The organism is Afipia sp. GW821-FHT04G03 (assembly GCF_059419985.1).
Genome location: NZ_JBWKSV010000003.1, coordinates 138722 through 164365 on the forward strand (window position 1 = coordinate 138722; position 25644 = coordinate 164365).

Annotated in this window: 27 protein-coding genes; 1 reads left to right on the forward strand and 26 read right to left on the reverse strand. The window is 58.3% G+C overall.

The genetic code is table 11. The features are described from left to right. Window positions 1-7: 7 nt before the first annotated feature. From AC07UB_RS15090 to AC07UB_RS15205, 24 genes are all read right to left on the reverse strand, one after another. Entirely contained in the window at window positions 8-1054 is a 1047-nt protein-coding gene (locus AC07UB_RS15090; protein ID WP_494654697.1) for a nucleotidyltransferase family protein, read from the reverse strand. Next, window positions 1047-1661 carry a NeuD/PglB/VioB family sugar acetyltransferase gene (locus AC07UB_RS15095; protein WP_494654695.1) on the reverse strand — a complete coding sequence of 205 codons (615 nt, stop codon included), beginning with the start codon at window positions 1659-1661 and terminating at the stop codon, window positions 1047-1049. Before AC07UB_RS15095 ends, AC07UB_RS15090 begins: the two co-directional genes overlap by 8 nt. Then, the gene (neuB, locus tag AC07UB_RS15100; RefSeq protein ID WP_494654693.1) at window positions 1627-2688 is read right to left on the reverse strand and encodes an N-acetylneuraminate synthase; all 1062 of its coding nucleotides are present in this window, start codon (window positions 2686-2688) and stop codon (window positions 1627-1629) included. Before neuB ends, AC07UB_RS15095 begins: the two co-directional genes overlap by 35 nt. A 23-nt stretch (window positions 2689-2711) precedes the next feature. Beyond that, the gene (neuC, locus tag AC07UB_RS15105) at window positions 2712-3911 is read right to left on the reverse strand and encodes a UDP-N-acetylglucosamine 2-epimerase (protein WP_494654691.1); all 1200 of its coding nucleotides are present in this window, start codon (window positions 3909-3911) and stop codon (window positions 2712-2714) included. Next, complete coding sequence (locus AC07UB_RS15110) at window positions 3908-5086, reverse strand: LegC family aminotransferase (protein ID WP_494654689.1); 1179 nt, start codon at window positions 5084-5086, stop codon at window positions 3908-3910. The genes neuC and AC07UB_RS15110 overlap by 4 nt, the downstream gene beginning before the upstream one ends. Before the next feature lie 27 nt (window positions 5087-5113). Beyond that, window positions 5114-6142, reverse strand: a complete 1029-nt coding sequence (locus tag AC07UB_RS15115) for an NAD-dependent 4,6-dehydratase LegB (protein WP_494654688.1) — start codon at window positions 6140-6142, stop codon at window positions 5114-5116. A 9-nt stretch (window positions 6143-6151) separates the two neighbouring features. Further along, window positions 6152-7285, reverse strand: a complete 1134-nt coding sequence (locus AC07UB_RS15120; protein WP_494654686.1) for a TIGR00180 family glycosyltransferase — start codon at window positions 7283-7285, stop codon at window positions 6152-6154. A 10-nt stretch (window positions 7286-7295) separates the two neighbouring features. Next, window positions 7296-8453, reverse strand: coding sequence for a DegT/DnrJ/EryC1/StrS family aminotransferase (locus AC07UB_RS15125; RefSeq protein WP_494654684.1), 1158 nt, complete (start codon window positions 8451-8453; stop codon window positions 7296-7298). Further along, on the reverse strand, window positions 8417-9634 hold the full coding sequence (locus tag AC07UB_RS15130) for a methyltransferase domain-containing protein (protein WP_494654682.1): 1218 nt from the start codon (window positions 9632-9634) through the stop codon (window positions 8417-8419). The genes AC07UB_RS15125 and AC07UB_RS15130 overlap by 37 nt, the downstream gene beginning before the upstream one ends. Window positions 9635-9675: 41 nt before the next feature. Continuing rightward, a complete protein-coding gene (rfbC, locus tag AC07UB_RS15135; protein ID WP_494654681.1) occupies window positions 9676-10233 on the reverse strand; it encodes a dTDP-4-dehydrorhamnose 3,5-epimerase in 558 nt (185 codons plus the stop codon). Then, on the reverse strand, window positions 10233-11123 hold the full coding sequence (gene rfbA, locus AC07UB_RS15140) for a glucose-1-phosphate thymidylyltransferase RfbA (RefSeq protein ID WP_494654679.1): 891 nt from the start codon (window positions 11121-11123) through the stop codon (window positions 10233-10235). The genes rfbC and rfbA overlap by 1 nt, the downstream gene beginning before the upstream one ends. Further along, the gene (rfbB, locus tag AC07UB_RS15145) at window positions 11120-12214 is read right to left on the reverse strand and encodes a dTDP-glucose 4,6-dehydratase (protein WP_494654677.1); all 1095 of its coding nucleotides are present in this window, start codon (window positions 12212-12214) and stop codon (window positions 11120-11122) included. The genes rfbA and rfbB overlap by 4 nt, the downstream gene beginning before the upstream one ends. Next, window positions 12211-13164: an NAD-dependent epimerase/dehydratase family protein gene (locus AC07UB_RS15150; protein ID WP_494654676.1), complete on the reverse strand. Its 954-nt coding sequence runs from the start codon at window positions 13162-13164 to the stop codon at window positions 12211-12213. The genes rfbB and AC07UB_RS15150 overlap by 4 nt, the downstream gene beginning before the upstream one ends. Before the next feature lie 15 nt (window positions 13165-13179). Continuing rightward, on the reverse strand, window positions 13180-13605 hold the full coding sequence (locus AC07UB_RS15155; RefSeq protein WP_494654675.1) for a sugar 3,4-ketoisomerase: 426 nt from the start codon (window positions 13603-13605) through the stop codon (window positions 13180-13182). A 1-nt stretch (window position 13606) separates the two neighbouring features. Continuing rightward, window positions 13607-14593, reverse strand: a complete 987-nt coding sequence (locus AC07UB_RS15160) for an NAD-dependent epimerase/dehydratase family protein (RefSeq protein ID WP_494654674.1) — start codon at window positions 14591-14593, stop codon at window positions 13607-13609. Beyond that, the gene (locus tag AC07UB_RS15165; RefSeq protein ID WP_494654673.1) at window positions 14593-15492 is read right to left on the reverse strand and encodes a putative sugar O-methyltransferase; all 900 of its coding nucleotides are present in this window, start codon (window positions 15490-15492) and stop codon (window positions 14593-14595) included. The genes AC07UB_RS15160 and AC07UB_RS15165 overlap by 1 nt, the downstream gene beginning before the upstream one ends. A 166-nt stretch (window positions 15493-15658) precedes the next feature. After that, window positions 15659-16390 carry a cephalosporin hydroxylase family protein gene (locus AC07UB_RS15170; RefSeq protein WP_494654671.1) on the reverse strand — a complete coding sequence of 244 codons (732 nt, stop codon included), beginning with the start codon at window positions 16388-16390 and terminating at the stop codon, window positions 15659-15661. A gap of 32 nt (window positions 16391-16422) precedes the next feature. After that, the gene (locus AC07UB_RS15175; RefSeq protein ID WP_494654669.1) at window positions 16423-17379 is read right to left on the reverse strand and encodes a Gfo/Idh/MocA family protein; all 957 of its coding nucleotides are present in this window, start codon (window positions 17377-17379) and stop codon (window positions 16423-16425) included. Between the two features lie 11 nt (window positions 17380-17390). Next, window positions 17391-18350, reverse strand: a complete 960-nt coding sequence (locus tag AC07UB_RS15180; RefSeq protein ID WP_494654667.1) for a Gfo/Idh/MocA family oxidoreductase — start codon at window positions 18348-18350, stop codon at window positions 17391-17393. Window positions 18351-18358: 8 nt separating this feature from the next. Beyond that, window positions 18359-19924, reverse strand: a complete 1566-nt coding sequence (locus tag AC07UB_RS15185; RefSeq protein ID WP_494654665.1) for a hypothetical protein — start codon at window positions 19922-19924, stop codon at window positions 18359-18361. Between the two features lie 64 nt (window positions 19925-19988). Beyond that, a complete protein-coding gene (locus AC07UB_RS15190) occupies window positions 19989-20681 on the reverse strand; it encodes an acylneuraminate cytidylyltransferase family protein (RefSeq protein ID WP_494654663.1) in 693 nt (230 codons plus the stop codon). Window position 20682: 1 nt separating this feature from the next. Then, entirely contained in the window at window positions 20683-21558 is an 876-nt protein-coding gene (locus AC07UB_RS15195; protein ID WP_494654661.1) for an SDR family oxidoreductase, read from the reverse strand. A gap of 15 nt (window positions 21559-21573) precedes the next feature. Continuing rightward, window positions 21574-22560, reverse strand: a complete 987-nt coding sequence (gene pseB, locus AC07UB_RS15200; protein WP_494654659.1) for a UDP-N-acetylglucosamine 4,6-dehydratase (inverting) — start codon at window positions 22558-22560, stop codon at window positions 21574-21576. Window positions 22561-22599: 39 nt separating this feature from the next. Then, complete coding sequence (locus AC07UB_RS15205) at window positions 22600-23490, reverse strand: glycosyltransferase family 2 protein (protein WP_494654657.1); 891 nt, start codon at window positions 23488-23490, stop codon at window positions 22600-22602. Between the two features lie 95 nt (window positions 23491-23585). Between AC07UB_RS15205 and AC07UB_RS15210 the strand changes: the two genes are divergently transcribed. Continuing rightward, the gene (locus tag AC07UB_RS15210) at window positions 23586-24386 is read left to right on the forward strand and encodes a class I SAM-dependent methyltransferase (protein ID WP_494654655.1); all 801 of its coding nucleotides are present in this window, start codon (window positions 23586-23588) and stop codon (window positions 24384-24386) included. An 86-nt stretch (window positions 24387-24472) separates the two neighbouring features. Here AC07UB_RS15210 and nusG read toward each other — a convergent pair whose 3' ends face one another. Beyond that, entirely contained in the window at window positions 24473-24988 is a 516-nt protein-coding gene (gene nusG / locus AC07UB_RS15215; RefSeq protein WP_494654653.1) for a transcription termination/antitermination protein NusG, read from the reverse strand. Next, the gene (locus tag AC07UB_RS15220) at window positions 24985-25629 is read right to left on the reverse strand and encodes a winged helix-turn-helix transcriptional regulator (RefSeq protein WP_494654651.1); all 645 of its coding nucleotides are present in this window, start codon (window positions 25627-25629) and stop codon (window positions 24985-24987) included. Before AC07UB_RS15220 ends, nusG begins: the two co-directional genes overlap by 4 nt. Window positions 25630-25644 lie beyond the last annotated feature (15 nt).

Sequence of the window (25644 nt, forward strand, 5' to 3'; positions counted from 1 at the left end):
TGCGCGGTCAAATTGCGGTCTGAATTTGCTGGCGCGCCAGATCGAGATCCTGCGGCACGCCTATATCGATCCAGTAGCGGCGGATCATATAGGTCGAAATCGGCATCGATTTCTTGACCATCACCGCCAGGAGATCGGTCATATCGAAAAACTCACCCTTCGGGATTTCGGCGATGATGGAGGGATCAAGCACGTAGATTCCCGCGTTGATCAGCCACGTATGCTCGGGCTTCTCCGATATTCGCATCAACTGCGTGCCGGCAAGATCGATGACCCCGTAGGGCACCTGGTAGCTGAACTCACGAACGCCGACGGTCGCTGCGGCTCCGTGATTGAGATGGTATTCGAGCATATCCTGAAAACTTGTCGTGGTCAGGACATCGCAGTTCGTCACAATGAACGGTGTGGTCGGCAGAGACGACATGAGGCTCAGCGCACCCGCGGTGCCAAGCCGCTTTGGTTCGCGCAAATATTCAATCTTGACGTTCCAGCGGCTTCCGTCACCGAAATAATCTTCAATCATCTCGCCCATATGATTGATGGCGAACGTGAAGTTCTGGAATCCCTGCGTCACCATGCGCTCGAGGATGTGTTCGAGAATAGGTTTGTCGCCAACCGACACCAGCGCCTTCGGTATTGTCTCGGTAATCGGATGAAGCCGCTTGCCACGACCACCCGCCATGATGACAACAGGATAATCGATCTTGATCCCGGTACGCGCAGGGTTGATCGACTCGATTCCGACGACGCAACCTCTCTCGTCAACCAGGGGGATTTGGTCGATACCTTTCTCGCGCATCAACGCAACCGCCTGGCTGCGCCCGCTGCTCGCAGGCGCCGAGGTCGGATGAGGATTGTAAAAGCTCCGTATAGAATCCTCCAGCGTCGCGCCGCTAAGCAAGGCGCGGCGCAAATCACCGTCGGTGAAGGTTCCGATCAACCGTCTGCCCTCATCTACAATCAGAATGATCTGCCGCCCGCTTTCATCGAGAAGCTCCGTCGCCCTGCGCAGCGCAACGTCCGGTAGAACGCAGATCTTGTTGATATCAAGCATGACTGACTACTTCTCCGGCACGAACGAAGCCCTTGTACGGCACACTACAGTTTTGAATGAGCACGGCTCCGGGGCCCACATGCGCACACTCGCCGACGGTCACACCACCGCAGAGAATCGCGCCAGGCGCGATGTGAGCGTGGGCACCGACGACGCTGTCGTGATCGATCGACGCTCGCGTATTGATAATGACGTTGTCGGCGATCACCACGTTGGTTTGAAGGATGCACCCCGCCATCACCTGCACGCCGCGTCCAATTTTCGCTGATCCGGCGATAGTGGCGCTTGGATGAATAACGGTGGCGAACCTATAGCCGCGTTCAATGAAAGTTCTATAGAGATCACCGCGCTGCTGCGTCGGAGCAATCGATCCGATACCAATTACGAGGTCAATCTGCGCCGGCGCATAGCGGCTTCCGAGACCCGTGTCATGTCCAAGATAGGGTCCAATATTCCGTTGGCTGGCCTCAGGTGCAGTGTAGCCGGCAATCGCAAACCCGGCCGCCCGCGCCGTCTCCGCCAGTACTGCGGCGTGACCGCCGCCGCCTATGATTACGAGAGGTCGCATCGCGTCACGGATCCAGCGGTTCAAACCGGCGATAGACACGCTTGACCGGCCTGCCGATTCTGTCCCACAACGCCATCGGCGACAGCGCCGTCTCCGGGCGCAGCAAGACGATGTCCCCTTCCGTCAACGTCTCTCCGGCCGCGATATCGCGCGCTGCATAAATGCCGCGGCGCGCCAGAGCAATATTTTCCAGCTCTGAGGGCTGCGGACCCTTCGCACCTGCTCCCAACGCGTTTTCGACAGTACGAATATCGGCGATCAAACGTGTCAGTTCGACAACGTCGAGAGAGGCACCGTGATCGGGGCCGGACAGCGTCTTATCGAGCGTAAAGTGCTTTTCGATAACTGTTGCGCCTCGTCCCACCGCCGCTACTGCAATCGCCGTGCCCAACGAATGATCGGAAAAGCCGACTGGAAGCCCGAACCGCTGAGCAAAGGTGTCCATTACCCGTAGATTGATATCGTCCACCGGCGCCGGATAAGCAGTGGTGCATTGGAGGATGCAAACGTATTGCCGCAACGCCAGCTTTTGCCTCTGCCATGCCGGATCAAGAGCTGCGCGACCCAGCGTCTCGCCTTTGGCATCGACAGCAAACGCAATAAGACCAAGCGCGACTTCGACCTCTTCGATGGAAGCCATCCCTGTAGAAAGCAGGATGGGAAGACCGCTGCCCCCCGCTGCGAGCAACAACTGCGGATTGGTGATTTCGCCGGATGGAATCTTGATACGCTTGATGCCGACTTCATCGATCAGAAACGCAAGACTTTCAGCATCAAATGCAGTCGACATAAACTCGATGCTGGCATCGGCACAGGCTCGCGCCAGAACGCGATGCGCCGCCTCGTCGAGTTCGAGCGCCTTGAGCATCTCATGCTGAGAACCTTCGGCACCAATGGCTTGCTTCTGGTATGGCGTCTTGGTCGCGTCTTGCGTCACCAGCTTGTCGGCGCGGAAGGTCTGGAATTTGACCGCATCGGCACCAGCTTCAGCGGCAGCCGCCACCATGTGCAGTGCGCGCGGGAGCGAGCCGTTGTGATTGACCCCACCTTCGGCGATGACGAACACGCGGTCACTCGCCACACGATTACTCACCATGGCGCGTCCACCTTCACAGCTCGAACAGGGCTATTCGAAGGCTCAGAATAAAACGCCTTCTGCAACAATCGATCCAGCGGGAATCCACATAAGACATCGACGATCTTCGAGGCGGCATGTCCATCGCCATATGGATTCGCACGGATTTTTGCGCGCTCGAGGAATTGCGGCGAAAGCGCCGTTTCCAAAGCACGCTCAATAGCCGCTTCCTCGCTAACGCAGTCAATCACCGACGGCGCACGTAGCCTGCCCTTTTGCCGATCGCCGATATTGACGACCGCGACACCCAATGACGGAGCCTCGATGATGCCACTCGATGAATTTCCCATAACGACGTCAGCGGCGGCCATCGCGCTGAGATAGCCGCGCTGACCGAAACTGGCTATCGCGACAACATGAGAATGGCTGCGCGCGAACTCTTCAATCTCCGCGATCATCGCCCGCCCTCCGAAGTCCGCGTTCGGATACGTCATGACGACGGTGTAGTCGTGCCGCCGGGTGAGCACATTAAGAAGCGGCCGGATTTGCTGCTGCGGACTGCGGAGCGACAACGTTTCGGGATGCAGCGTTGCCAGAATGATGCGGCGGCCGGCCGGCAACTTGAATTCAGCCTCAAGCTCGTGCCGCGACATCGGCTCCAGAGCACGCACCGTATCAAGGCCGATCGCACCCACATTGAATACGCGGTCCGGCTGTTCGCCCATCTGGATCACGCGCCGGGCATATTCCTCGGCGGCGGTAAAATGCAGGTGCGACATCTTTGTAATGGCATGACGCATCGAATCGTCAACAGCACCCTCGGTTAATTCGCCGCCATGGAGGTGCGCGACGGGTATGCGCAACAGCAATGCCGTTTGCACGGCCGCCAAAATCTCGAAGCGGTCTCCGAGGACAACGAGTACATCGGGTGCGAGCCGCTCGAATGCATCGGCAAAACCAATACACCCAAGGCCCAGCGATTTTGCCATCGCTGCGGGACTATCGCCTGCGACCAGCATCTCGACTTCCGCATCAATCCGGTAGCCATCGGCCACAATCGCATTTTTTGTCGAGCCGAATTCACTCGCCAGATGCGCCGCGCAAACGATCAATTGCAGCTCGATGCCGGGCATTTCCGCAAGACGCCGCAATAGCGGCGCCAGCAGTCCATATTCGGCTCGCCCCCCGGTCACGACGGCGATGCGACGCTTCACTTCAAGGATACTCCGAGAGATTCCGAACTCGGTAAATTGACCGTGCGCTCGACCAACCACTTCGCATTCGGAAGCGGCGCCGAAACGCAATCGGCAAAATAAGGCAATGTCGGCAGCAAATCCCAAACCGGGCGCATTAACAGGCCGTCGGCATGAGCAGCCGCCAGCAGGACATCGATGGAAGACTCTGGCTCGCCGATGATGATCGTATTCAGCCAGTGGTTCGGCTGCGTGCCAGCTCGAGCGCCCAACAACCGCACGCCGTCAACAGCTTCGAAGGCCCTCGCGTAGTAGTCATGCAAGCGGGTCTTGCGTGCGACAATAGTGTCCAGGCGCTCTAACTGGGCAATGCCGAGCGCGGCGTTCAAGCTCGGCATCCGGTAGTTGTAGCCTAGCATATCGTGATGAAAGCGCCACGGATGCGACACCTTCGCGTTAGTCGTGATATGGCGCGCACGTGCCGCCAGTTGCTTGTCGTTAGTAACGACGGCGCCGCCGCCGCCAGTCGTAACGATCTTGTTGCCGTTGAAACTTAAGGCACCCACCATGCCGAAAGAACCCGCCGAGCGTGCGCCGACGCGACTACCGATCGCTTCTGCTGCATCTTCGACCAATGTCAGCCCGTATTTTGCCGCAACGTCTGTTAGTCTATCGATCTTGCAGATGTATCCAAAGCAATGCATCGGCAGAAGGCACGATATCGGACGGTCGGTCGCGCGGTTGTACAGCCGGCCGTCGCGGCGGTGGGAGAATTCTGCAAGGTATTTGTCCAGATCATCGGGGTCTACGCCGAAGTCGTCCGGACTGACATCGACGAACAGTGGCCATGCCCCGCAGTATTTTACGGCGTTGGCCGTCGCGGCGAATGACACCGCTGGGACGATCACCTCGTCGCCGGGCTGTACACCGGCCAGCATCAGGGCGACATGAAGCGCCGACGATCCGTTGACGCAGGCCACGACGTGGGCCACGCCGAGCTTTTCCGCCAGCAGACCCTCGAAGTCGGTTACTTGCCGTCCCGCAGTCGAGGTCCAACCCGAAGCCACACAAGCAGCAACCGCGTCCTGCTCGCGCTTGCCGAACAAAGGTTCATGCAACGGCAACGCAGATACCTGCGCGCTCCTCGGGCCAACCACCTGCCGAATAGCGCCAAGAATAGAGCTAATCTGGCTCATTGCAGAATGACCAACAGCGCGCGAGCACTAAACATTGAATTTATCATCCGCGTAGTGAACGAGATTAGCGGGATCCGAAAACCACGCTGCGGTCTTCTCGATGCCCTTCTGGAATCCGTCGATGCCACCGTGCGCGGGCGCCCAATTGAACAGGCGGCGCGCCTTGTCGACTCCGGCAAACAAGCGATCCACCTCGCTCTTGGCTGGCCGCAGACGCTTGTCGCTCTGCTTGACGACGATGTTTTTACCCATCGTTCGCCCGATCAGATTTGTCAGGTCGCCGATCGAGATTTCGAAACCGCTGCCGATGTTGACCACTTCGCCAAGACAGTCATCGCAACTCGCTGCTTGAATGAAGCCTTCGGCCGTATCTGTCGCGAGTGTGAAATCGCGGGTCGCGGTGAGATTCCCGAGTTCGATTTCCGTACGGCCGGACACGATCTGGAGAATGATTGACGGGATCACTGCGCGTGTCGATTGGCGCGGGCCATATGTATTGAACGGCCGCAACACCGTCACCGGCGTATCGAACGAGCGAAAGTACGACAGAGCTAACTGGTCCGAGCCTATTTTTGTCGCCGCGTAAGGCGACTGGCCCTGGAGTGGATGATCTTCTGTGATCGGCACGAACTGGGCGGAGCCGTAGACCTCGCTGGTCGAGGTCTGCACCACACGTGACACGGAGAGATCACGCGCAGCTTCCAGCACGTTAAGCGTTCCGGAAATGTTGGTTTCAACGTAACTCTGCGGCGCCACGTAGGAATAAGGAATCGAGATCAGCGCCGCCAGATGCAGGACGACGTCGCAACCTTTCATCGCATTGCGAACGCTCGTACGGTCGCGGATGTCTCCGGCAACGACGTCCAGTTCGCTGCGCGACCTCGCCGGCAACGAATCGAGCCAGCCCCACGAGCCGATAGAATTGTATTGCACGAAAGCGCGCGTCGCGACGCCGCGCGAGATCAACAACTCAGTCAGATGTGAGCCGATGAATCCATCGGCGCCGGTAACCAGGACGCGCGCTCGACTCAGTTTATCCGTACCTGCACTTGTCATCCAGATTCCTCAGCGGTCTCGCGGCAGAGCCGCATTGGGGACAGTCTCGGGGCCACGATGGCCGGCGCAACGCCACGCCAATTCCAGTTCGTCTTGTAATTCGGAAATCGATGAATCGGTGGCGCCATTCGCACGCATGTCACCGAAAACCTTGCGCTTTTCGAAGTGAGAAAACAATGGGCGCAATCCCGGCACTTTCGCCCGGAGTGTGTGAAGATAGCGGCCAATGAAGCGATCGAGACGCAGGCCGAACGAAACCCGGGGCCTCATCCACTTCTTGCGATAACCCCTGATGGCTGCGCGAATCCGCTTTGCCGTGTCGTCATTCGTCTTGCCCCCGATGACCGCAACAAGTGAAGCTGCCATGGCATCGATGTCGCGCTCAACCGATGGAGAGAGAGGGTCGGCCAAAAGGCCACCGGAAGCGCCGCTGCCTTGCGACGAATTGAGTTGACGCAAATAGCTCGCATAACTGAAGTCAATTTTTTGCCGGCCGATAGCAGCAAGTTCAGCGGCAACCAGCAGTTCCATCACCGTAACATCGGAGATTTTTCGGTCCACAAGGTCGGAAAATGCCTTGAGCAACGCATCGCGTCGATGCACCGCGTACCACGTTGGGGTGTAGTCATACAGCAGACCTATGGTGCGCGCTTCAGCATCCGTCTCGTTCGAGACGGGAATATTATAGATCGAACGCAGTTTGTACGGCACACCGCCAAAAATCCGGTCTTTCTCCGCGAAATCGGAATCCGTGATGTACACTCCCAGGATCGCGCCGCTGCAACTCACATAATCCGGATTCGCGTCAAGAAACCGAATGCTGCGTGAAACGCCGGACGGCAGGACAAAATCGTCATTGTCCGACAACATGACGTAGGGCGTCGGTACCGCAGCCACGAGATCGTAAAGCTTGCGATAGAAGGACATCAGATCACTGTCCGCGTATCGCCGGTAATTTGCTCTCAGCTGCGGCACCTGCTTGAACAGAGCTTCGTTCGCGTCAGACGGGGCACCGTCGCCGACGATCACAGGCCAAGGCAACCCGGCGCGGTTATGATAGTCGAGCCAGCGCGGCGTATAGTCCTCACGCCCCTTTAATGTGAGGATAATCGTGAGATCGTCACGCGGCGCGGCAACGGTCATGGTCGCTGCTCTAGCGGCGCCCATAATCTCGAACCACATCCACCACGCGATCCGCTTCGGCGTCGGACAATTCCGGATAGATCGGCAGCGACAGAATGCGGCGCGACAGCCGTTCAGTAACAGGCAAGCCCGCCGCCGCATACGACTTGAACACCGGGTGCAAGTGGTTAGGAACCTGATAGTGAATGCCGGCGATAATGCCGTGATTCTTCAGATGGGCCTGCATCTCGTCGCGCGCGTCGAGCGCGATGACGTAGAGATGATAGACGTGCGCACCATTGGCGGTCGCCTGTGGCAGATCAAGGGCAAGATCACGAAGGCCGCTGTTGTAGCGATCGGCAATCGCGCGACGGCGCGCATTGTCCCTGTCGAGAAACGGCAGCTTGACGCCAAGGATAGCCGCCTGCAATTCATCAAGACGACTATTCATGCCGTCGACCTGACAAAGCCGGTCCTTGTCCCAGCCGTAAGTCCGCAGGGCGCGGAGCTTGCCGGCAATCGCGGGATCCTGGGTGGTGACCATGCCGCCATCACCGATCGCGCCGAGATTTTTGGTGGGAAAAAAGCTAAAGGTGCCGACGTGGCCGATCGCGCCGACACGCTGCTCCCGGCAGACCGCTCCGGTGGCCTGAGCACAATCCTCAACAAGGAATATGCCGCGCATGTCGCACAGTTTGCGCATCGCATGCGCATCCGCCGGGTTGCCGTAGAGATGCACCAGCACCACGGCTTTTACTTCCGACGTCAGCGCCCCCTCGACAATGGACGGAGTCATCAGCGCGGTCGCCTGATCGACATCAACAAAAACTGGCGTGGCGCCCGTCAGCCGTATGGCAGAAATAGTCGCTGATGCGGTATGCGCAGGCGCAACCACCTTGTCGCCGTGACCCACACCGCCCGCGCGCAGTGCAAGAACGAGCGCGTCTGTGCCATTGCCGCAGCCGACAGCATCCTTAACGCCGATATAGGCAGCGAACGCCTGCTCGAACGCGTCATGAGCCCTCCCCTGAATGTAATGGCCGCTCTCGAACACGGCGGCTATCGCCGCATCAATGGCGGCGCGATGCGCCGAAAGTTGCGCGGCGGGATTGGCGAAAGCAAGTTGTTGCATGTGTGGAGTCTTGTCCGGGGCTATTCGACGGCAACGTCGGGAACGAACCGAATCCATTTGCCGCCGCGGGTCATGTAACCGGTTTCCTTCGCCATGATCTCGTTGCGGTGATTCCAGGCGAACAATACAGCGTAGTCCGGCGGGCCGGCTTCAAATTCCTTATAAGCCACGACTGGAATGTGCATGCCCGGCGACACCTTGCCCTGCTTCTCGGGCGTCGTGTCGCTGATGAAGGCGATCAGGTCCGGCCCGATCTTGCAGTAATTGAGAACGGTCGTACTTTTCGAAGTCGCCGCATAGCCGGCGACTCTATGGCCCTTGGCCTTCAAATCCTTCAGCAGCGCAACCAGGTCGCCGCGTGACTTTTCGCATGCGCGCGCGAATGCAGCATAAGCCTCCGGCTTGCCGAGACCTTGCCTCTCTTCCTTGACTATCCACTGCGTCACCGACGCCGATACCGGGCGCTCACCTTTGCGCGCGAGTACATAGCGCATCGAGCCGCCATGCGTCGGCTGGGGAATACAATCGATAAGTTCAAAACCGTGGGACGCAAAAGCATTGCGAACCGACATCGCCGAGAACAGGAATACGTGCTCGTCGTAAATCTGGTCGTATGAAGTTTTTTCCAGCACGTCACCGAGATAAGGATCCTCGAAAATCAGAACGCCGTTCGGCTTGAGCAAGGCTGCGGCGCCACGTGCCACGCCGTTCAGATCCGGAATATGGCACATCACGTTCGCGGCCAGAATCGCATCGGCTTTGCCATTTTTCGCGGCAATCTCGGCAGCCGTGTCCGGCCCGAAGAAAACGCTGATCGTATTGACGCCGGCTTCACGCGCCCGCGCAGCGACATTGCCGGATGGCTCAACCCCCAAATGACGTATGCCCGCGCGCATGAAATGGCGCAGCATGATGCCATCATTGGACCCCATCTCCACGACGAAGGGATCGTCGCCCTCAAGGTAGCGCTCTTTCACAAAATTCGCATAGGCCTCGAAGTGAACCTGCATGCCTTTGGAAGACTGCGAGAAGAACGTGTAATTCTCGTGAAACATCATATCCGGCGCGGGCTGTTCGATCAGCTGGAACAGCGTGCATTTCGGGCAGACACCTACGTCCATCTGGAAGAAATATTCCGACTTGGTTTTGTCCTTTGGAATAAAGCGATTGGCGATCGGCTGCTGTCCAAAGGACATGAAGCTTTCCACCGGCTCGCCGCAAGCGCGGCACTGGATCATCGGATACTCCTGTATTGATCGAGGCGAGAGACGCTCAAATGTCACATCTGTGGCAGATCGGACGGGACAATTTCGCGCAAATATGGATAGGCGGCGTCGCGCGGCGACAAAACAGGCGATGCGATCGGCCATTCGATTCGAAGGTCCGGATCGTCCCATCGCACGCCGCATTCGGTCGCAGCGTTGTAATACTTCGTGCATTTGTAGTGCAGGATCGCGGTCTCGCTCAACACGCAGAAGCCGTGCGCCACGCCGGCGGGCATGTAAAGCTGGCGCGGCGCCGTTGCATCCAGCACGAATGCCTCGTGCTTTCCAAACGTCGGCGATCCCTGGCGAAAATCGACGATCACGTCGAAAACGCGTCCCGCAATCAGAGTGACGATCTGTCCTTGCGCGTCGGTCGCCTGATAATGCAAGCCGCGCAGCACATTCTTCTGCGAGAAAGACACATTGTCCTGCACGAACGGCTCGCTCACACCCGCCGCGGCATAGTCATTCTCGCGCCAGCTCTCGATGAACCACCCGCGATCATCACCGAAGCGGCGCGGCTCGGCGACGAAGGCCCCGCCGATCGCGAGTTTCGTGAAAATAGCCGCCATCAGCCGCCAAACCCGCCGACAGCTTCAAGGTAGCTGCGGTATTCGCCCTGCGGCAAACTCCAGATGATCTCGTGAAATCGCGCATCGTCGATAAAGCCAGATCGCCATGCAACCTCTTCCGGGCAAGCAATACCAAGCGTCTGGCGGTTTTGAATGATCTCGACATAAGTGGACGCGTTCAACAATGCGCTCGGAGTGCCGGTGTCGAACCAGGTATAGCCACGCTCGAGTATGTGAACTTTGGCGGCGCCGTCCTCGATATAGCGCCGGTTGACATCGGTAATTTCCAACTCGCCGCGCGCGGACTTCGTTATCGACTTGGCGATGCGGGTGACGTTCTCGTCGTAAAAATAGAGACCAGTCACTGCCAGCGAAGATCGCGGCTTGACGGGCTTTTCCTCTATCCCAACCGGGTTTCCCGCCGCATTCAGCTCGACCACGCCGAACCGTTCCGGATCCTTGACACGGACCGCGAACAGATGAGCGCCGGCTGTATCATTCGCCGCCACCTGCAATAACTCGGACAGACCGCGGCCATGAAAAATGTTGTCACCCAGCGCAAGCGCGACCGGATCGCCATCAACAAACTTCTCGCCGACGATAAAGGCATCTGCCAGGCCGCGCGGCTCATCCTGCACCGCATAGGAAATCCTGATTCCCCACTGGGAGCCGTCACCCAGCAGTTCATCGAATAGCCGCACCTGTCCCGGGCTGGTGATGATAAGGATGTTGTCGATCGCGGCCAGCATCAACGTCGTCAACGGGTAATAGATCATCGGCTTGTCGAATACCGGCAGCAGATGTTTGTTGGTGACGCGCGTCATCGGGTACAGCCTGCTGCCCGCCCCTCCTGCCAGGATGATGGCTTTGCGGCACCGCTTCATCGTCATGATCCTGTCCCAACCGTCTGGCGCGATGCCGCAGCGGCAAGGCCGCGGCGCTCAGTGGTATCGCCGGCGCTTTCCCGGATCGACTTCAGCCAAGGTTCGTTGTCAAGATACCAGCGCACCGTCATCTCCAGCGCAGTCGCGAAATTATGACGTGGCCGCCAGCCCAATGCCTTGGTGATCTTCGTGCTGTCGATGGAATATCTAAAGTCATGGCCGGGGCGATCGGTCACATATGTAATGAGCTCATGATGCGGCTTGCCGGTACGGGGGCGAACATTGTCCAGCAGGCCGCACAAGTGCTTGATCGTGTCGATGTTCGGCATCTCCGTTCCGCCGCCGATGCAGAAGCTTTCGCCGGCGGAGGCGCCGGCGGCCACAGCGATCAAGGCATCGACATGATCTTCGACAAAAAGCCAATCGCGTATCTGTTCGCCCTTGCCGTAAATCGGTAGCGGCTGACCGTTCAAAGCGCGCACCAGACACAACGGAATGAGCTTTTCCGGAAACTGGCGCGGCCCGAAATTATTGGAACAGTTGGTGACGATGACCGGCAGCGCATACGTGCGGAAATAGGCTCGCGCGATCATATCGGACGCGGCCTTGCTCGCGGCATAAGGCGAATTCGGCGCATAGGGTGAGAGCTCGCTGAACGCGCCCTGCTCACCCAAGGATCCGAATACCTCGTCGGTGGAAACATGCACGAACCGAAATGCGGACCGTTCCGCATCATCCAGCGAGCGATAATACTCGAGGGTCGCGGACAGCAAGCGCTCGGTGCCTTCCACGTTGGTTCGGATGAAAAGGCCGCCGTCCTCGATTGAGCGGTCGACATGCGACTCTGCGGCGAGGTGGAACACAACGTTCGGCCGCGCCTCGGAGAGAACCTCGCGAAACCGATGTCCGTCGAGAATGTCGGCTTTGACAAACCGATAACCGGGATTCTGTGCGACGGATTCGAGATTCTCCGGGCGGCCTGCATAAGTCAGTTTGTCATAGACCGTCACTTTTGCACCAGACGCGCGCAGCAAGGTTTGCACGAGCGCAGAGCCGATGAAACCCGCGCCGCCGGTGACGACAGCGTTCATGGTCATGCGGCACCCATGCGCAGCGTTCTCGCGCCGCCAATCAGGCGAATGCTCGAAGCGACGCCTTCGGGCAGCTTGCCTTTCGGCGCGAACCCCGCCGCAAGCAGCTTGGTATTCAGCACCTTGTAAGACAGCTGGTTCATGATCTTGCTGTCGACGAAATTGACTTCGGTATCCGGAATGTGTGCGCGGATACATTCGACGACATCGCGAACCGTATGGTTGTCGCTTACGACATTGACCACGTTGGGAGAGAAAAACCTGGTGTCGAGGATGAACTGGATCGCACGCACCGCATCTTCCAGCGCCAGATAAGGCCTGTACTGCTCATAGGCCGTTCTCCAAACCGTCAGCGGCACACCGTTGACGGCCTGCCAGCAAAACTTGTTCACGGCCGTGTGAAATCGCATGCCTGGCGATGTGCCATAGATCGTCCCGAAACGGCAGATGGCGGCGCGCACCGCGTTCTGGCGCACCAGCCCGGAGATCAGGGCCTCCTCGCGCAGCTTGGTCTCGGCGTATGGACTTTGCGGCTTGAGCTGATCGATCGGACAATCTTCATCGACCTCACCGTCCTGCACGCCATAGACGCTGGTGGAAGACGGAAAAATCACCGCCGCATCGGCGCTGGCGCAAGCCGCCGCCACCGCTTGCGTACTTTCAAAATTGTTCTGCTCGACGCGTTCGGCATTGCCAAAGGAATTTGCAGCATCGGTAATCGCCGCGAGGTGAATCACGGCATAAGCGCCCTTGAAAAGCGTCTCCAGATCGAGCTTGCGGACATCGCCCTCGATGAGCCGGTAGCGCCCGGCGGCCGGCAAATCGAATACCGAGCAATAACGCTGCGCTGACATATCGTCGATCAACACGATTTCAGAACCGGGATAGACGATCGGCAGATGGCGGATGAGCGCGGAGCCAATGTGACCGAGAGCGCCGGTGACGACGAATTTCATGGAAGCTGCCAATTGTTACTCGGTGATTTCACGGTAGCGTCGAAATTGCGCATATTCGCGGATATAGTCATCTTCTTCATACACGCGGTCGCACGCCACCATCAGAACAGATTGCGGCGCGCGATAGATTTCTGACGCCCATATTGACGCCGGGACGAGAACACCCTTGTTCATTGCATCCAGAACGACAGTGCGTTTGTTCCCGCCGTCGTCACAAGTCACCTCGATAGCACCATGGACGCACATCATGAACTGGTTGCAGAGCTTATGAGCGTGCTGACCGCGTATCGCATTCACCGCAGCGCGGACAAAGAACAGCCGTGCGACAGCAAACGGAAGATTAGCCTGCTCTAGAACCGACAGGTCACCGTCGCCGCGGCTGTGGAGCGGCAACTGCACCTCACGAACCTCTGCCACACTCCGCAAGTCCGGCTTTGTCATGTCAACCACCGTTCGCGACCGAGAGAGGCGACGCCATTCCGCCGAGATAGCGACGCACGCCGGATTTGAGATCAACCTCGCGCTTCCATCCGGTGCGAGATTCGAACAGGTGCGAGTTGCCGACAAAACTGCGGCGCTCGCTTTGATGCAGATCGGCAGGCTCTGTCACATGGCGGACATCGACAGCGGCACCGCTCACCGCCTCCGCCTCTCGCGCGACCAGATCGAACGCGCTCTTCAGCGAATACCCCTCGCCGCTGGCGATGATGTACGATACTCCATCCTGTACACGGGAATTTGTCAGAGCAGCAAAGAACGCTGCGACGACATCATCGATGTGAATGAAATCCCGGATGTACTCGCCCGTACCATAGAGCGTGAGCGCCTCGCCTCGAGCAGCACGCGCCATCATGGCATTGAGAATGCCGCGGTTGCTGTTGGTAGAGGATGTTCTCGATACACCCGTGGCCTGGCCATAGACGTTTGCGAGCCGCAACGTACACGCGGACAGAACGCCTTCCGCGGTCGCCTTCCTCAATAGGACTTCGCACGCGAGCTTATGGCGGTCATAAACCGACAACGGGTTATCCGGTGCCGTTTCATCGCAAGGCAATGGCGGATGGTCGCCAACAATCGTTACCGTGCTTGCGAAAATAACGGGAAATTTCTGACCCAGCGCCTGAACCGCATCGATCAAAGCCCGCACGGGCTGCACGTTTATCTCATCGTCCACGATCGCATCGGCCTCGGCTGCGCGCAGATCCGTTCGCGACGCAAGATGGATCACACCATCAGCGCCCGTTAATATTCTGCGCCAATCATCCGGGCGACGAAGATCCGCGACGGCGCTTTCATGCGGCGCGGTCTGGGCTCTACGCACGGTTGATACACCGCGCGCCACATAGCCGCCCGCGCCAAGCCGAGGCACAAGCGCGGTTCCGATATACCCGCTGGCTCCCGTGACAACGACGATTTTACGCTCAGCCATCAAGGCGCGCCATAGAGCACGTGGTGCAGATAACGGAACATGTCGAGCGACTCTTCGGCAAGCGTTCGCCAACCTGGGGCCGGACGATACGCATCGAGGTAGGCCTTGCGCGCAACCGCAAGACTTGCGTCGTCAAAAATATCGACGACCTCTCGACAGTATCCGAGATTGAACACATCATGGAATTTGGCTGGATCATCGACTTTGATACCGATGCTCTCAGGAGCGTACTTGCCGATCGGGTTCTTGATATAAACGTGACGCGCATGCCGGAGAATGCCTGCGCGATAGGCATCGATGGTCTCCGGCGACATTTCCTGAAAGCTGTCGATATTGATTGCGAGATCTGCCTTCAGGCCCTGCCACGCGGACCGATCCGTTGCATCGACAAACGCGATGCGATCGAATTTGTCCGGCATAACTTTTTGCAGCACGCGGCGGCTAAGTCCGAGAACGTTCGGCAGGTCCACGATCGTGTAACGTTCGACCGATGGCGCCAAGGCCAGAAACGCCTGGCAAGTGCGGCCAAACCCCGCGCCTATTTCCACCACTGACGTGACCGCTGATGCGCCGATGGCGCGATCGACAAACATGAACTCCTCGACCGAGAAAAGATGGTCGATATTGATGTCAAGGCCGCGCACTTTCACGGTCACAGGCGAGCCAATCAGTGTGTCGCCGAGCGCTGCGTAGAGGTCGAAAAAGCGGTCGGGCTGTCCTTCGCATGCGTTGAACAGCATGAAGCGGAAATATCGCATCGTGCGATCGAAGGGATCCCACGCGGCCAACCGGCTGTTGGCACCGCCTGGCTTGCGGAACTGCGCGACGAACGTGTCATCGACATTCGCGAACAGCGAGGCTGTCAGCGTGTTCCAAAGATCAGAATTTGCCGAAGACATTTCTCTTATGGCCTTATATGGCTGACGTCATTGATGCGAGGGAGACATCACGCCTCGCAAACAGATAGTGCCAAGCGTAAGTGATGCGTCTTTCTACGGGCAGATTCGACATGGGCAATGATCCGACCTCGCCCAATATCCGTGGAACGCAAGGCGATATCTACGATTACTTGACGCAACGAAGATAGCCGTGCGGCGTGAATGTCGTCAGCAGCTTGCCGTTTATGTATTCGTCTTCGACAAAGCGGTCGGTTTCCTTCATGTAGGCTTCGACGGCGGACATCGGACTGTCGCCGGGGCCCCAAGAACGCTGGCGATGCGGCGGCGGCGGAAGATTTTCAATGATCGTATCCGAGGCCACCAGATACTGCTCTTTCGTCACGAGCGGCGCATAGAGACGTAGTTCGTCGAGGACATGAGCGTGCGAGTGATGGGAATCGAGCAGCACCATGACCGACTGTCCGGCCTTGATGTGCGATTTGATTTTGGAAAATACGTCCGCGTCGGTGGATGAACCCTTGTAAAGCGAAATCCGGTTCGAAAAAGGATAGCCCATCACGCCATCGGTGATGTGGTCGTAGAGATTGAGATCGACCGCGATAACTTCGCCTTTGCCGATTAGCTGCAACAGGGAAGCGTAGAAGACAATCGAACCGCCCCAGGCGATCCCGGTTTCGATAATCACATCCGGCTTGTTCTGCCAGATGATCTCTTGTGTCGCGATGATGTCCGGCGGCAATTGAATGATCGGCTGACCAAGCCAAGTCCACTGATAACCGTAATCGTATGCGTTCGATTTGATGACGAGATCAAGCGCAACTTCCTGAAGTTGCTTGTCTCCGCTCATCTTCTTAGCGTTTGCGATCTTGTTTTCTTCGAATGGTTTGCGATCAAACATATAGCGTTACCCTTGGATGAGACTAGGTTTGGTTACCCGAGTTGACCAGGTTGCGCGTAAAGCCGCGCAACCAACTCGGTCGTGGCGAGCGCCTCGGCAATGTCCGGAACGTGACTCGGCCGGACACCATCACGGACATAGTTTGCGATCTCTTCGGCCTGAAGCCGAAAGCCGGGCTTGAATGCGACGTCGCGCGGGTCGACTGGCAAATCCGCGACATCCCGCGAGCCTGCCTGTTGCATCCGTGACACCTCAACAGGCCGCATTTCCAGGCGGCGCGCTGTCGTCGTCACCGAACAGGACCACGGACCTGGCATATTCCAGACCCCGTGATAAAGCCCGGCGTCGCCGCTCGAGAACGTGAAATATGCGACGACATGCGCCGGCGCTTCACCGCGCCACGGTTCTACGATCTCGATTTTCGTAACGTCACCTCGCCCGAAAACCCGGAAAAGATCAATCATATGGATCGAGTTGGCGAACATCCAGTTGCGCACCACTTCCTCAGGACGGCCAGCGTTGCGGGCGGCAGCGACATCTTCCTGGTCGTGGATTTCGATAAACCGCGAACCGCTATCGGCAGCCAATGAATTCAACGCCCCGCGCGTCGAGCCGTAGCTACGGCGATTAAGTCCGACAAAAACGGGCGAGCCGGTATTTTGCGCCAAATGGAAAACCGTCCGGCAATCCGCCAGATCAACGCCGACTGGTTTCTCCACCAGAATCGCAGCCGACTTACCGATGCAATCTCGCATGACTGCGACCGTCGACGGCTCCGGTACCGCGACAACGAGAATATCCGGTTGTGCTGCGGCTATCATCTCGGAAATATTGTCATAGGTCGCCGCGACGGGAAACTCCCGCGCGAGGTCTTTTGCCCGTTCGATCGTCCGGCTGGCAATTGCCGTCAGTTCAACATCGGCGACATCACCAAAAACGCGGATATGTTCCCGCGCCATACGACCCGCACCGACAACACCGACTTTCAATCGTTTCCCGGTCATGTGATGGGACAAATCTCTGGGTCGGCGAGTTGTCCCGCGCGAGCGAGCGCCGTGAGCAATACCGTAATGAAGGTTTCGTGTAACGCACGCGACTCATCGTATGAGGCAAGGTCGCATTGCCCACTTGCCAAAACGGTCTGCACCGCCGACGCCGTCAGCTGGCTCTGAAAGGGAATTGCCGCTTCAATTTTCGCCTCGCCAGGCCAGAGGACCGTTATGAGGGCCGCATCTTCGACAATCCCGACGAGACCTTGCGCAGTCTCAATTTTGACTGTTTGCGGACCGGAATGAGTCGGCGTTGACGCTACGCTGAACGGAACGCGAGTCGCGCCTTGCATCAGGTGGCCGCTTACAACGCCTTCGATATGCAACATGCCGGCGCGTTTGGCCGGCCGCACATCTCCGAGGTCGATGTCATCGACGGCAAGTTGATCCCCGCCGGTGAGAAAGGCGATCAAGTCGATGAAGTGGATCGCGTTGCAGCCGACATCCCAATCCGTACCGGATATTTCGATGCCTCTGATGGCCACATTTTTCAGGCGATTGCGCAACTGCACATAGACGGGCCACATGCGACGCGCGCAATTGACCCAGCTTGTCGTGCCCGCTTGTGACAGCATGCGTCCGACTGCTGCGTATTCAGCGATCCTCTGGAACAGCACCTTTTCGAGGATCAAAGACGGCACCAGCTTGTCTTCAACAAGAGTGCGAACAACCGACGCGCGAATATCGGCACGCGTCGCCACAATCGCCAGGTCCAGCGTTTGAGGAAGATCCGACACGCTCTTGTGCCATGTCACGGCCGTGCGGCCATCGAGCAGCCCGCTCGTACGCGCCTTATTGTCCTCGTGCGGCTCGACAATATGCAGATGGTATTCGGCCGCCGGCAGCGTCGCACAAGATTGCACATGCCGCTGGCCAATTCCGCCCGCGCCGACGATGGCGATTTCGAGCATCACTGATCCTACGCCTTGAGCGGAATGGAAGCCTCACCGAAACAATCGCTCAACATGGCGCTCAACGCATCAACGCCCGCAGCGACCGGCAGACCACCGGCATACTTCTCTGGTTGTAGAATATTGCCGTAAACGTCGAAGTAAAATGCATGCATATTTTCGCTCGTGGCGAGGTCGCCGACGCTCGTGAAGGGAAGAATCACTGAGGCATTCGTGTGCCTCGTCAGCCGCATCGGGCCAAATTCAGGCGAAAGCGAAATGCAGCGGCCTTCCGCTTCGACCGATTGCAGCAATTGGCGATAACGCCATTCTTGCTGAAGCAGATTGTAGCGTTTCGGCTTGTGAACAATGACAAAATCGAGAACGCGGGCGCAATCGACAATCTTTTCCCAGAAATCGAGGATAACGCGCTCGGTAATCGCCGGAATTATGTAGCCAGCCTGCGACAGTCGCATCTTGCTCGTGGTTGGCTCAATATCAAATATCGCAACCGTACGGGCCGGCAAACGCGGAAGTTCGTCGCCGCGATCGACCATGTCGAATGCGCCGATCACACTGGACCTAACGTCGGACGACAGCAAAGCCGTGATATCGGCGCGGGCTTGCTCGGTTTGAAACCAGCATTCATCCCAAATATTCAGCAGTAGCGAGGGATTACGAATGTCAGCGGGCACTTTCAGACCGTAACCAAACAACTGATAACTGGAAGCATAGAAGACCAGCACTGCGCGAATGCCGCGTTCGGCGACATGGAAAGTCCACAGCGGCCGTCGCGTTTGATCGCCGAGCAGAAACAAGTATGTCCGGGCGAATTTATCGTCCCGGACCCGGCGGGCATAATTCAGTTCGATCAGGTCTTGCAGCAATGCAACGCCCTGCCAAATTCCGAACAGGGCCAACAGCGGCATCAGCGCCAGCAACACACCCCCCCTTAATAGAAAGCCGAAAGAAGCCCCCCCCAACGGCGGCAAGACCTCCGGCACAACATGCAGCCAATCCGGAGTCTCGCCACTCCCTCGGCGATTGGCCACGGCGACCACGTCCCCTTCGCCAACCGCTTCGGCGGGGCCCGTCCGTAACCAGTTCAGAAAGCCTCCGTGAGCCGCGCAGGCGATGACGTCGGGTGCTACAGATATAGCCGCGCAGTAAGGCTTCTCCGGCAACTCCGACACAGAGTGCATATGGCGCGCGAGCTGACGAAAGCGGCGAAACCCAGCCAGCCAGAACGTCGTCAACGTCAGCAAGAAAGAAAGCTTACTGCGAATCCCGTTCACTGACGCCGCCCCTCGGGGCCACGCGGCGCGCGCAGCGGCAGGAACCGGCAACACCGCCCGGTGGCGCGGCGAATGCCAGGCAACGATGGCTTCACGTACCAATTGCGCTTGCGCGGAAGCCAGCACCGCTTGCGCGGCACGCTTTCCTGCAGCGATACGCAAACTGTGCGGCACAAAAGCAGCCAAGACATATGGAAGTTGCAGCGTCACTGCCCGCTGGACATTGTTGACGGTCCGATATGGTTCGAAGGGCTCACTCGACTCATAGAGCGCTTGGGTCGCGCGGGCGAGCGCACGCATGCGCCCGATCCTCATCACACGCCGCGCGCGCAAAACGGCAGCGATCGGCCATACCCCGGCGAGCCTATGCACGCGCGCGCTCCGCAAAAGCAATCTCGGCGACGTTGAAATCGGCCTGCGTGTCAATGTCCAGACTGTCGGCGGTATCCATGATGTACGGCATGGCCGGCGCAACAACGAAGCGGCCATGTTCGCAAAATGACGGCCAGGTGACGACCCAGATTGCGCCATTTTGCCGGTAGGCAGTTGCCAGACTTTGCCGGTTTGCCTGCAAATCCTGCCAGCCCAACAAAGGTTCGAGCTTTCCGTCAGCGATCGTCAATGTTTTCTGCGGTGCATTTTCAACGGCACAGACCGAGACTGCGCTGGCGTAATTACTGCTCTTGAATTGCGTGACGCATTCGGCCACATGCCGTGCCGTCCGCAGCGGCGAGGTCGGCTGCAGCAACGCGAATGCGTCTCCCAGCGGCGCGCCGTTTGCGCTGTTCGTCTCGTAAACGTCCTTGATCACGTCGCTCATTGTCGCCGCGTCCGACGCCAGCGCCGGAGCACGGCGCAGCGGTGTTGCGCCGAGGCTTCGGGCCAATTCCAGGACGGCGTCATCATCGCTGCTGACAAGTATCCGATCGAACAGTCCGGCGGACTGCGCCGCTTCGATGGCGTGCTGGACCAACGGTTTCCCGGCAAGCGAGCGCATATTCTTGCCGGGCAACCCTTTCGAGCCTCGCCGCGCGGGAACAATTGCGACAAGCCGCATATCAATTCAACGGCATCAAGGCAGAGCGGATCGATTGATCCAGATCGGGCACCGGACGGCCCAAGGCCCTCTCGATCTTGGCGGAATTCAGCGACATCTCGTTCGGCCTGGCCGCCGTCAGCTTCGCGTCGGCAACGACGCCTGACTTGATGTTGGCGGGATCGAGACCGGCGGCTGTTGCGAGCGCCACCGCGAATTCATACTTCGAGATACGATCGCGTCCGCCCAGGTGAAACGTGCCGGTCAAACCGGCCTCGGCCATATCAACGATCCATTCGCTCGCCAGCGCCACTGCGATCGGCGTGTAGTACACGTCGGAAAATCCGTTGAAGACCTCGCCGGCACGAAGCCGAGCCAGAATGAGATCCGAGAGCGATGGCCTCCACGCCAGTCCAGCCCCGAAGAAATTCGTGCGTATGATAATATGACGACCGGCGCGCCCAGCCTGCACCTCGCCGTCGGCCTTGGTGCGGCCATAGGCGCTGAATGGGTCTGGCGTCTCGTCTTCGGTGACAAATTTCGGCGGATTGCGCCAAAGCTGATCTGTGGAGACCGATACGAACGTTGCGCCGATCGCATCGCAACCGTCCGCCAGTTCGCCGCACAGATCGGCATTCAGCCGTTGCGCCAGCATCGGCTCTCTGTCGCAGAGATCGACATTCGCCAGAGCCACGCAGTTCAACACTACGGTTGGCCTGATCTCTTCAACCAACCGTACGCCGGAACCGGCAAGGGTTAAATCCGCGCAGACAGTGCCGGTGCCGAGGTGAGAATGGGCCTGCCCGACCGTTTGATAGCCGCGCGCGCGCAGCGTACGGCTGACATACGAGCCGAGAAAGCCGCTCGCACCCGTCACCAGCCAATTCGATTGAGCCATACGGCCGGACACCATTTACTCCGGCGACTCCGGCACCAGATTGCGCAGTTCCTCGACCGTCACCCACTGCGGATTGGTGTGGCTGGAATACTCAAAATCCTCGGCCACGGCCTTGCCGCTCTCGCCTTCATAAACCACCGGATCCATCGGCGTTGCCAGGTTCTGCTCGGCAACGATCGCGTAGAAGTTCGAGAATTCGCGCGTGCGCCTCGCCTCGTCGACAGGCACCATGATCTCGTGCAGCTTCTCGCCGGGACGAATTCCGATAACAACCTGCTCGCATTCCGGTGCGATCGCTGTCGCAAGATCCGTAATCTTCATCGACGGGATTTTTGAGATGAACACCTCCCCGCCATGCATGATCGATAGGCAACGCGACACAAACCTCGCACCCTCATGAAGCGAGATCCAGAATCGCGTCATCCGCACATCGGTGATGGGAAGCTTGCCCGTGGCGCGCCGTTCCCGGAAGAAGGGCACCACGCTTCCGCGCGAGCCGATCACATTTCCGTACCGCACGACCGAAAATCGCGTCTCCGGCGACCGGCGATTGGCGTTGACGAAAAGCTTGTCGGAGCAAAGCTTTGTCGCTCCGTAAAGATTAATCGGATTGACAGCCTTATCGGTGGACAGCGCAACGACACGCTCCACCTTGTTGGCAAGGGCCGCCTCGATGACGTTCTCGGCACCGCCAACATTCGTTCTAATACACTCGGACGGGTTGCGCTCGGAAGCGACCACCTGCTTCATGGCGGCTGCGTGCACCACGAGATCGACGCCGTTCATCGCGGTCGTCAACCGCTCGCGATCGCGAACGTCGCCCAGAATATAGTCGAGCTTGGGGTTGTTAAAGACCGCCGCCTGCTCGAACTGCTTCAGTTCGTCACGAGAATAAATCACGATCCGCTTGACGTTGAAGTCATTAAGAAGGTGCTCGATAAATTTGTTACCGAACGAACCTGTACCGCCGGTGACGAGCAGAGTTTTGTTGTCGATCTTCATTTATCTAACTGATCTAGAGCAGGAATGGACGGCCCACGCTTATGCGCGCTTGCCGATGGACACCAGACCAAGGAGAGCCATGGCGAAGTGAAGGAAATTACCCGGATGCTGCACGGGATTAAACGCGAGATGGAGGAAGCGCGTTTTGACGAATTTAGACCACGGCCCATTGGCGGCAAAGCTGAGCGAAACATAATTGTAGAAGCTCGATTTGATCCTCAAGCGATCGACAGGTCCGAACTTTCGCAGCATCTCGGAGTTCTTGACCTCGAATTTCCTCACCGCATCGGAGACAAGCTCTCCGCCGCGCATGGGGGCCTTGTAATACTTGGCGACGATCTGAGGCAGCATAAGTACTTCATATTTTTCAGTCAGCCGGCAAAGCCAGTCCAGATCGACGAAAAGCCGAAGATCTTCGTCGCAATAGCCGACATCGCGAAAAACGGACGTGCGCACCAGGAAGGTGTTGCCCATGCTTAGACCGCAACCCCTTGCCAGCAGATTGAGGCACGTGATCGGATACTTTTCAGTCCAGTCCCGAACGACGGTTTCCTGACCATCATCATCGACAAGAAGATGACGCCCCGAGACGGCGCCAACATGCGCGGGAGCGGCCCGCAAGGCCGCAATCTGAGTATCAAGCTTTCCGGGCAGCCACTCGTCGTCCGAATCGAGAAACGCGACGAACTCGCCTCGCGCATTCCTGATCCCGGTATTGCGCGCGGCTGCTTCACCCTTGTTCTTTTCATGAGCGATGTACCGCACGCGGCTGTCCTGTTCGCTCAAGCCAACCGCAAGCGATTGGGTATCGTCGGAAGAGCCATCATCCACCAGAATGATTTCGACGAGATCTAAATTTTGCGCCTGCACTGAGGCGACGGCTCGCGGAATCAAATCCGCGCGATTGTAACAAGGAATGACAACGGACACGACTGGAGACGCGGCCGACACCTTTTCTCGCCGCTCCGTCACTGCACACCGCCCGCTACTTGAATTGACGCCCGTTTCCCGATTATCTCGATCACATGCAGAATAAACACCTCACCGACATTGCCTACTGGGACCGCAACTGGTCCGCTCGCCCTGTGGCCGATCCCCTCGATCCTCATGCTCCCGGTCTCAACGGCACGCAGTCGCGAAGCCTGCACCAGTTCTTCGTTCGCACATTCCGCAAGATCGGCGCCCGTCCAGGCGCCTCGATCGTGGAGGCAGGCTGCGGCGGTTCGGCCATCATGCCGTACTTTCGCAGCGAGTTCGGCTTCGAGGCCGAAGGGATAGACAACTCCCCTGTCGGCCTCGAACTCTCGAAAGCAATCGAGCGAAAATCCGGCATTGAGACACCCGTTCAAATCGCGGATGTTTTCGCGCTGCCCGACAGCCTGCGAGGACGGTACGATATTGTCTTTAGCTATGGCCTGGCGGAGCATTTCAAACCAACCACGTCGATACTCGAAGCTCTTGCTGCACTTGCACGTCCCGGCGGCCACGTTCTGACATTAGTGCCTAACATGACTGGCGCTTTGGGCCTGCTTCAGAGGCTGGCCAACCCCGACGTCTACGCTATCCATGTGCCGCTGAATGCCCGGGATTTGAAATCCGCCCATGAACAGTGCGGTCTTCAAATCAAGGAGTCCGGCTACTTGATGACCGCGAACTTCAGCGCAATCAACTTCCAGGGCAGTTCCGCCTTCATCGGCGCGGTCGGCCCGCGTCTGGCGTCCTGGAGCAGCAAGGCGTTCTGGGCCATCGAGAGATTGGGAATGCCCGAGATTCCCAACGGACTGACATCGCCCTACGTCTATACTCTGGCGCAAAAGAAGACCTGATTTTCCAAGCTACCGCAGTCCGGGTGACTCAGGGTCACCAGATTGACGTATCAAAAACGCGCGCGATCAAGTCGCGCTCCGCCAATTCAGGCGGCCGTGATCATATCCGCGTCAATCGAGACGCGGACCTTCCGTCCCAGCAGGTCGAGCAGGATCGCAACACGATCACGATCGCCCAACCCGTCGAACAATCCAAAATTGTCGGCGAAAGCGCCCGCCATCACCCGCACCTTCTCGCCCAGCGAGAACGGCGCACGGCGATCCAGCTTGACGAAACCGCTCTCGTCTTCGCGGGCTTTCAGCATATTCAGCACTTGCTGCGCCACCGGCGCCGGATCAGAGCCGTTCAAGACAAGGCGCGACACGCCAAACGTCGATTGAATCGAGCGCCAGCGCTGCGCGGCCATGTCGATCCGCACAAAAAGATAGCGCGGAAATAACGGTGCGGCGACTTTCTCGATCTTGCGGGCATGGCTGCGGCGCTTGAGATAACGCGGCAAATACGTCTCGAAATCCTGCCGCAAGAGGTTGCGCGCCGCCTTCGCCTCAGCGTTCACCTGAGTCTGAACAACATACCATGTGCCATCTACGACTTCGCTCATGGCTTGTCTTTCCCGGCCTCGGGCACACTCAAGCCGAGCAATTTAGGAGCAAGCACGCGTTGCGCGCCAAGAAGTTTTACGGCATCGTCAAATGACTGCCGCGCGTTCTTCAGATCGGTGATGACGACGGCATCGAAGGGCAGCGTCAGTTTGTCAAAGGACGAGTAGACGCTCCTGCCGAGAAACGGCGAGTCGTCAGCTTCCTCGCTGACAATCGCGACGATCGACACTCCGCTATCGGCAGCCGAGAGAATTGCCACTTCAGCAAGGTCCGACTTTCCGACCAAAACCAGATTCTGGAGATGCCTAGCTTGGGCACTCCTGAAAACATCGGCGCAATCGGATTTCGCCTGCCGGAAAAACGAAAAGGATGAAGACAGATATTCAACCGTCAGGCGGGATTTCTCGGTGAAGCCCTGCGGCGTGAGGTAATAGGCATAACGGCGAGCGGGCGCCGTGCCGACCTTGACCAGCCCCTTTCGGACGCAACGTTTCAGGTAGGCGTTGACCAGACCGAGCGCGATGCCGAGTTCCGCAGCGATATGCCGTTGCGACTGCGATCCGTCATTCTCGACGGAATTGAGCAGGTTCAGGATGATCCTGTCATCGCTTCCCCGTTCGCTCTCCAACGCATTCGACATAAGAGGTCTCCGCCT